We start from the raw sequence: 9,651 nt of genomic DNA, 5'->3' as shown, positions 1-9,651 counted from the left end.
CTCAGTCCATTTTACTTATGTATATATCAACACGCTACTAAAACAGAGCCTAAAAGAACAAAAGTATATTAAGCCCAATTACCATCTTTAAATATTTGAATTTCTGTACCATCTTCTTTAATTCCAATGATATTTGTGTCTTTTGTACCAATCATAAAGTCAACATGACTTAAAGACTTATTACAACCTAATTTAAATAACTCATCTTCAGACATGCTTTCTCCATTTTTAATACAAGAAGAGTATGAACTTCCAAGTGCTAAATGACAAGAGGCATTTTCATCATAAAGCGTATTATAGAAAATTATATTAGAATTAGAAATTGGAGAGTCATAAGGAACTAGTGCAACTTCTCCTAAATGTTTAGACCCTTCATCAGTATTTAAAAGTTCTTTTAAAACTGCAAGACCTTCTTTAGCAGAGCAATCAATAACTTTACCATCTTTAAATGTTAAAGAAAAATCATTTATTATATTACCGCAGTAACTTAAAGGTTTAGAACTAAATACGATTCCGTTAACTCCATCATATTTTGGTGTTGAAAAAACTTCTTCTGTAGGCATATTTGCTATAAAATCAAATCCACCATTTTCACATTTATCAACACCACCACACCAAAGATGATCTTTAACTAATTCTATCTGTAAATCAGTACCTAAAGAATTTTGGAATTTAAGATATTTAAATCTATCATTATTTAATGTTTCAACTTTAGAACTAAGTAACTTTGTATGTTTGTTCCAAGCTTCAACTGGATCATTTTCTTTGATTCTCATAATACTAAATATTACATCCCATAATTTTTCTATAGCTTCTTCAGTAGAAATATTAGGGAATACCTTTTTTGCCCAACCTTCTGTTGGAATTGAAACTATACACCAAGCATTTTTATTTGACGAACATTTATTACGGTAGTTTTTTAATGCTATATTTCTACTTTTTTGATATATAGAAATTTTTGAAGAATCAACATCTTTTAAAAGATCTGGATCAGCAGCGGAAATACTAATAAAGGAAGCACCTTTTTCTGTAAAGTAATCGTATTTATCACGTTCAAAATCATAAACATCACTAAGTGATTCTTTAGATGAATTAATTAATTTAATTTTATTAAAGCTAGCATCAGAGTAATTTATATAAACATCTTTAGCACCAGATGCATATCCTTCTTCAGCCATAAGTCTTGCAAAATCATAGCATTCTATAGGAGAATTAATAACTAAAATCCCATCTTTTTGAAGATTAACACCTTTATTAACAGTAAGTTTAGCATATTTTTTTAGTAATTCTATATTCATTTAATCACCTTGTATAATAAATTAATGTAAATTTACTATACTTTTCCTTTCTTCATGTTTTTTATAATAATTATGTCACTATTTTTATTATTTGTCTAAGCTTATATAAATTATAAGTGTGGATTTAATTTATAAAAATATATAGATATAAATTACAGAGAGGTTTTTGCTAATATATGAATTAATATTGGAAAATGTGGTTACCTTTATTAAAGAATAATGATTTTACTTGATAAAGATAGTATAATATTAATGTATAACTAATTTTATATATAATAAAAATATCTTAAAGATATTCAGGAGGATTATATCAATGAAAAAATTATTAATTTTAGATTCAAATTCGCTTATGAATAGGGCATTTTATGCTTTACCTCCTCTTACTAATGATGATGGTGTAAATACTAATGCTATTTATGGCTTTACAAATATGCTATTTAAAATGAAAGATGAAATAAATCCAGATAACATAATTGCAACATTTGACAAAAAGTCGCCAACATTTAGACATAAAGAATATGCAGAGTATAAAGCTGGTAGAAAGAAAATGCCACCAGAACTTGGAGAACAATTTCCAATTATAAAAGAGTTACTTAGATATATGGGAATAAAAACTTTTGAAATAGATGGCTTTGAAGCAGATGATATAATAGGAACTATATCAAAATTTGGTGAAGAAAATGATATGGAAGTATTCATAGTGACAGGAGATAAAGATGCACTTCAATTAGCATCCGAGAAAACAAAAGTAGTTATAACTAAGAAAGGTGTTACTGAAACAGCAATTTATGATTATAAAGCGTTTACGGATGAATTTGAAATAACACCAACTCAATTTATTGATGTAAAAGGGCTTATGGGAGATAAATCGGATAATATACCAGGGGTACCAGGGGTTGGAGAAAAAACAGCATTTAAGCTTATTAAAGAATATGGAACACTTGAAGATGTTTTAAGACATATCCCAGAGATAAGCGGTAAGAAATTAAAAGAAAACTTAGAAAATAATATGGAACAAGCAATATTTTCTAAGAAATTAGCTACAATAATAAGAGAGGTACCATTAGATATTAATTTATCAGATATAGAAAATGCTGATGAAGTAAATTTAGTAGAACTTAAAAAATTAGCTAAAAATCTTAAGTTAAAATCAGTACTATCAAAGTATGATTTGGACAATAATGAAGCAGAGTTACAAGAGATAGCTAATATAGAAATAAGTAAAATAGAAACAATTGAAGAGATGGAAGAAGTATTATTAAGTATTAAAGATAGAAGTTATATCTTATTTACATTAAATGATGCATCTAAATACTCTACTATAGAATTAGAATATTTAATATTAGGTGAAGAAGGCAGATCACATGTTATAGATTTTAAGTTAGTAAGTATGTCAAATAGAGAAAAAGCTTTAAATTTATTAAAAACCTTTATGGAAGATGAAACTGTTAAAAAAGTAATACATGATAGCAAAAATTTAATTACATTTTTAAACAAGTATGATATAGATATTCAAGGTTTTGATTTTGATACAGCCATAGCAGCTTATTTAATAGACTCTTCAAAAGCCAATTATGAAGTTTTTGATTTAATTAATAGATTTTTAGAAAAAGATATAAAGTCGGATTCAAATGATCTAAAAGCAATATGCAGTAGTTATTTAAAAAAATTATATGAAAAATTAAAAGAAATGCTTCATAAAGAAGATATGGATGAATTATATTATAAAGTAGAACATCCATTAATATATGTACTTTCTTCAATGGAGAGCATAGGATTTAAAATAAATAAAAATAAATTAGAAGAACTTAGAATAAAATTTAAAGAACAAATAGAAAAAACAGAAAAAGAGATTCATGAATTAGCAGATGAAGAATTTAATGTAAGCTCACCAAAGCAACTTGGAAAAATATTATTTGAAAAACTTGATTTGCCAGTAATTAAGAAAACTAAAACAGGGTATTCAACAAACCAAGAAGTTTTAGAAAAATTAATAGACAAACATCCTATAATAGCTAAAGTTATGTATTATAGACAAATTACTAAAATTAATTCTACTTATGTAGAAGGGCTTAAGAATGTAATAGATATAGATGAATGCATACATTCAAATTTTAATCAAACTGTAACAACTACAGGAAGATTATCAAGTACTGAACCTAATCTCCAAAATATACCAATAAAATATGAAATGGGAAAAGAAATAAGAAAAGTGTTTATACCGCAAGAAAGTGATGACATTCTTATATCTTGCGATTATTCCCAAATAGAATTAAGAGTACTTGCACATGTAGCAGATGATAAAAATATGATAGATGCATTTGAACACCATAGTGATATACATACCAAAACAGCTTCAGAAGTATTTAAGGTTCCAGTAGATGAAGTTACATCTACAATGAGAAGTAATGCTAAAGCAGTAAATTTTGGTATAGTATATGGAATAAGTGATTTTAGCTTAGCACAAGATTTAAAAATTACTAAAAAAGAAGCATCAGAATATATGGCTATTTATTTTGAAAGATATCCTAAGATAAAGGAATATTTAAATTATGTAAGTGAGTATGCTAAAGAAAAAGGTTATGTATTAACTATATTAAACAGAAGAAGATTCATACCAGAAATAAAATCTTCAAATAAAATTGTAAAAGCATTGGGTGAAAGATTAGCTATGAATGCTCCAATACAAGGAAGTGCAGCTGATATTATTAAACTTGCAATGGTTAATGTTTATAATAAGTTAAGAGAAAAGAATTTAAATAGTGAATTAATTCTTCAAGTGCACGATGAACTTATATTAAATGTTAAAAAAGATGAGTTTGACATAGTGAAACAATTGGTTATTGAAGAAATGGAAAATGCCATTAAATTAAATGTAGCGCTTGATGTGGATTTAAAATATGGTAACACATGGTATGATGCAAAATAAAAATGGGAGATGAACTTTTAAAATGATAAAGATAGGGTTAACAGGGGGTATAGGAACAGGAAAAAGTACTATATCAGATATATTTAGAAGTGAAAACTTTAATATTATTGATGCAGATGTAATTGCAAGAGAGGTTCTGCAAAAAAATCCTGAAATTTTAGATATAATTAGAAGTGAATTTGGATCAGGATTTTTTGACTGGAGAGGCGAATTCAGAAGAAAAGAGTTTGGAAACCATATATTTAAATTTCCAAAACAAAGAGTAAAATATGAATCTATAATTATGCCTTATATAAAAGAAGCAATAAACAATGCAATAAACTTATATGAGAAAAAAGGTGAAAAAGTAGTAATAATAGATGCCCCTACTTTAATTGAAAACAATATGCATGAAGAAATGGATTATGTTGTTCTTGTTTGTGCTGAAAACTCTACTCAAATAAAAAGAGTGAGGGGAAGAGATAATTTAAGCAAAATAGAAGTGGTAAGTCGTATAAATGCACAAATGTCTTTAAATGAAAAGAAGAATTTTGCAAATGTAATTATTGATAATAATGGTGATTTAATAGAAACTCAAAAACAAGTATATGATTTAATTGATTATATTAATTCGCTAACATAAAAGATTTGATTATGTTTTAAAATTAAAAAATGTTTAAGACATAGTCAAATTAAGTTGATTTTATTGAATATTAAAACATTATGTAATAATAACTTTATAAACAGAGTTCTAAGGTATAGATAGAGTTTTTAGGTTCTATTTAAAATTTAGAAATCGTTACTTTAAGAGCAAGCAACTGTTATGGTATAAATTATTATAGGAGCTGGCTATGGGATAAATAATATTAAGTAAGGAGAAAGTAATGAAATCTAAGAAAAATAAATTTCTTATATTAGGGGTAATAATAATAGTAGCTATGGCTATTGGATCTAAATATTTAATAAAAGAAGTCTTTTTTCCTTATAAATATAAAGAATATGTAAGTAAATATAGTGAAGAATACAATTTAGATCCATTTTTTGTATTGTCAGTTATGAAAACAGAAAGTAATTTTGATAAAAAAGCTGAATCTAGTAAAAATGCAATTGGTCTTATGCAAATTACTTTAGAAACAGGAGAATGGGCAGCAGAAAAAATGGAGTTAGAAGAGTTTTCTAAAGAGAAATTATTTGATGAAGAATATAATATAAGGATGGGCTGTTGGTATTTAAATGAACTTAGAGAAATGTTTGATGGAAATTTAGAATCAATAATAGCAGGATATAATGCAGGACCAGGAAATGTTAACAAGTGGCTTAATGATTCGAAGCTTTCACAAAATGGTAAAGATTTAAGCTATATACCATTTAATGAAACTAAGAAATATTTAGATAAAGTAACAACTTATTATAACGTTTATAAATACCTATATTCTAATTCAAAAAAGTGAGATTAAAAATATTAGGATATAGCTAAAAAGATGAGGTTAAAATGAAGAAGAAAATCACAATAAGTTTAGCATTATTAATAATATTTTTTATAATTTATTATAATGCGGCACCATACTTTAGAACTGTAGAAACAGGTAAAGTTTGGTTGCAGTTAGATACATGCGATGAAGAAAAATCATTACTAGACTTTATAAATAATAAATTAATGGATGAAGAAGGTGGAGTATACACTAATTATATAAACTCTAATTCACAAGGTGATATAACAAAAGGTCACGCTGTATTATCAGAATCACAAGGAATAATGTTATTATATAGTTTAGAGAAAAATGATAGAATAACATTTGATAGAACTTTAGATTATATAAGAAATTATATGGTATTAAAGAATAATCTTATAAGTTGGAGAATTGAAGATAAATCTAAATCAGAAATATCTGCAACAATAGATGATTTGAGAATAATAAAGGCACTTCTTTTAGCAGAAGAAAAATGGAACGATAAGGGTTATCGAGGAATAGCACTTAGAATATCTAGCGGAATATCTAAAGAGTTAGTAGAAAATAATATTCTTGTAGATTTTAATGATGGAATTTCAAAAAGTAAGACTACAACTTTATGCTACTTAGATTTGCAAACAATAAAGATGCTTTCAAATCTTAGTTCTTCGTGGGACAAAGTATTAAATACGTCTTTACAAATTTTAAATAATGGATATGTAAGTGATGAGGTACCTCTTTATAAAAAAGAATTTTATAGAGAAAGTGGAACATATGATGATGAAAATATTGATACTTTATTATCAATGATTGTATTGCTAAATAAACAAGAATATGGTGAAGATATAGATAAAAGCATAACTTGGATAAAACAAAAATTTATAAATGATGGTTTTCTTTCTACTTCATATTCTTTTAATGGAGAAAGTTTAACTAATATAGAATCAACATCGATATATTCATTTATAGTACAACTAGCATCTAAAGCAGATGATAAAGAACTAGCAAGTCTTGCGATGAATAAAATAAAAGCTTTTCAAGTAAATAATAAAGAAAGTGTAATCTATGGTGGGTATGGTATGGAAGATGGATTACAAGTTTATTCTTATGACAATTTAAATGCTTTATTTGCTCATAGATATTTTAAATATTAGCGCTGTTTTAAATGTGTGTTGATCTATGCAATAGCCAAAGTGAGATAGACCGACACTCTGCTAAAATATAGCCAAATATTAATATATTATACTTAATATTTGATTAATATATAACATACATTTAATTATTAGTAGATAATTAAATGTATGTTATTTTTAATGAAAAATGTGATAAGTATTTTTTATTAATATCTAAAATAAAAAAATATTTAAGTAAATGTTTTCAGGGGTTGCATTTTTTGCTAAAATGACTTATAGTCATTTTAATATGATAAGAACAAGAGATTAAAAAGTATTTAAAAGCGTAAAACTTTCAATTATAATATAATCATAGTTCTTGGCTGTAGGTTAATTCTATTTTTAAACACAAGGAAAATGTTCGTAAATATAAATTTTAATAATGGTAATAAATATATTTTACGATTATATAGTATGCTTTAAGAAAAGTTTAACATTAAGATAAAGAATTTATTATTTATATAATAATGATAGGAGGATTTAGTTGGTATTTATAATGTAATAAACAATAGTATTATATTATAAATACCAATAATAAATTAATTATGAAGAATATAATAAAAATTTTTAAACGTGATTTTAAAAACATATTTAAAAACTGGGTAGCAACAGTGGTGGTAATAGCACTTATGATTATTCCATCATTATATTCATTAATTAATATAAAAGCATCATGGGATCCATATTCAAGCACTAGTGGAATCATGATAGCAGTTGTTAATGAAGATAAAGGGACAACCTTTAGAGATGAAGACATAAATTTAGGAAATGAATTAGTTGAAAAATTAGAAGACAATGATAAAATGGGTTGGACTTTTGTTGATAAAGAAACCGCAAAAAATGGACTGATAAATGAAAAATATTATGCAACTATTGAAATACCAGAAGACTTTTCGGAAGATGCTACCACATTAGTAGAAAAAAGAGTTAAAAGACCTAAATTAATTTATACTGTGAATGAAAAAAAGAATGCTATAGCACCGAAAATGACTGATGCAGGAGTTAAAAGCGTAAAAGGACAACTTGATGATAATATTGTAAAAACAGTTTCTGGAGTATTATTTAGAGCGTGTGATGAAATCGGAATTGAAATGGATGAACATAGATCTGAATATAGGGAAGTAATAGATGAGATATATGAATTAGATGAAAATATGCCAGAACTTGAAAATTTATTAGATAGTGCTATAGATGGAACTGTAGATCTTTCAGATTTAATTGTAAAAGTAAATGAGATACTTCCGAATGTATCTAATACAGTTGATATAACAGACGATTTTTTACAAGATGTTCAAAGTTTTTTTGATAAAACTCAAGGGGGATTATCAGATATATCTCCAGTTATAAAGGACGATTTATTATTAGCTGAGAATATACTAGATACTACAAGTGTGGAACTTGGAAATCTTGAAGAAAATATAATACCTGAGGTAGCAAAAAAAACATTAATAGCATCTTCGGATACTATTAAGTCTGCTAATACACTTATTGATGGTATAGAATCTCAGCTTAAAAATATAAAAAAAATCTTAGATAAAGTAAGTAAAATAGATTTTTCAAAGTTTGCACTTAATACTACTGATGAAAATTATATAAATGAATTAAAGAAGCAAGCTGAATCAATAAGTGGTATAAAAGGAAATTTAAAAGATATTAGTAGAAAGATATCTAAAGCTATAGATAAACTAGATTTATTAAGTGATAGATTAGAAACTGTTAAAGGTAGAATTGATAATGAAATAGAAGAGTTAGATAATGGTAAAGAATTAGATACTCAGGCTATTAGTGATATGAGAAATATACTTGATGATTTTCATGAAGAAGTTACTGATGTTATTGAAAATTATGACTCAGAACTTGTGCCAGCTATTGAAGATGGATTTGATTCAATGAAAATTATTTTAGATAATACATCTAGTGTTCTACAAGAGGGTAGAAATACATTGCCAGATATTGAAGAGATTTTAAGTGTTTCAGCAGATCTTTCAGATTTATCTAATGAAGAATTATTAAAATTAAAAGATAAATTTCCAGAGATGAAAGATAAAGTACGTGAATTAGCTGATAAACTTAGAGAATTTGATGAAGAAGATAAGTTTAATGAAATTTTTGATATGATAACTAATGATTGGCAAGTTCAAAGTGACTTTTTAGCAAGTCCAGTTGAAATTGAAGATAATAGACTATTTTCATGGCCTAACTATGGTTCAGCATCTACTCCATTTTATACAATTCTATGTTTATGGATAGGTGGATATATGTTATCTATATTATTAGGGACAGATGCACATCCTGTTGAAGACAATAAGGAATTAAAGTCTTATGAAGTATATTTTGGTAAATTACTATTATTTTTATTTATCGGCATAGGACAAGCAATAATTGCTAGCACAGGAGCATTATTTATTTTAGGATCATATTGTCTACATCCAGTATTATTTGTACTATATACAGTGTTTGTTAGCATTGTATTTATGATAATAATTTATACGGCTGTAAGTGTTTTTGGAAATGCAGGAATAATATTTGGAGTAGTATTATTAGTAATTCAGGTAGCAGGTACAAGCGGAAATTTCCCAATAGAAGTTAATCCGGATGTGTTCCAAAAAATATTTGGACTTTTACCATTTACATACGCAATAAGTGGTATGAGACAAATAATGGCAGGAATAGTATATTCAATATTATTTAGAGATATGATTATATTAACTATCTTCATGGTCTTATCACTTATTATTGGATTAACACTTAGAAAAACAATGAATAAAAAGAATGAAAAGTTTGCTAAAAAGTTAAAAGAAAGCACAATAATGAACGGTTGA

Annotated in this window: 6 protein-coding genes; 5 read left to right on the top strand and 1 reads right to left on the bottom strand. The window is 26.2% G+C overall.

Annotated features, from left to right (window positions below; translation table 11 throughout):
• Nucleotides 1–68: 68 nt before the first annotated feature.
• On the bottom strand, nt 69–1,298 hold the full coding sequence (locus tag NG904_RS13910; RefSeq protein WP_252232148.1) for an aminopeptidase: 1,230 nt from the start codon (nt 1,296–1,298) through the stop codon (nt 69–71).
• A 313-nt stretch (nt 1,299–1,611) separates the two neighbouring features.
• Here NG904_RS13910 and polA point away from each other — a divergent pair, with 313 nt between their 5' ends.
• From polA to NG904_RS13885, 5 genes are all read left to right on the top strand, one after another.
• Nucleotides 1,612–4,227: a DNA polymerase I gene (polA, locus tag NG904_RS13905; protein WP_252232146.1), complete on the top strand. Its 2,616-nt coding sequence runs from the start codon at nt 1,612–1,614 to the stop codon at nt 4,225–4,227.
• A 22-nt stretch (nt 4,228–4,249) separates the two neighbouring features.
• Entirely contained in the window at nt 4,250–4,849 is a 600-nt protein-coding gene (gene coaE / locus NG904_RS13900; protein ID WP_252232144.1) for a dephospho-CoA kinase, read from the top strand.
• A gap of 241 nt (nt 4,850–5,090) precedes the next feature.
• Entirely contained in the window at nt 5,091–5,657 is a 567-nt protein-coding gene (locus NG904_RS13895) for a lytic transglycosylase domain-containing protein (protein ID WP_252232142.1), read from the top strand.
• A gap of 41 nt (nt 5,658–5,698) precedes the next feature.
• On the top strand, nt 5,699–6,811 hold the full coding sequence (locus tag NG904_RS13890; protein WP_252232140.1) for a glycosyl hydrolase family 8: 1,113 nt from the start codon (nt 5,699–5,701) through the stop codon (nt 6,809–6,811).
• Between the two features lie 563 nt (nt 6,812–7,374).
• Entirely contained in the window at nt 7,375–9,651 is a 2,277-nt protein-coding gene (locus NG904_RS13885) for a YhgE/Pip domain-containing protein (protein WP_252232138.1), read from the top strand.

This window comes from Clostridium sp. ZBS15 (assembly GCF_023845705.1).
Taxonomy (GTDB): Bacteria; Bacillota; Clostridia; order Clostridiales; family Clostridiaceae; genus Clostridium; species Clostridium aquiflavi.
This window is presented reverse-complemented; position numbering and strand designations above follow the sequence as displayed.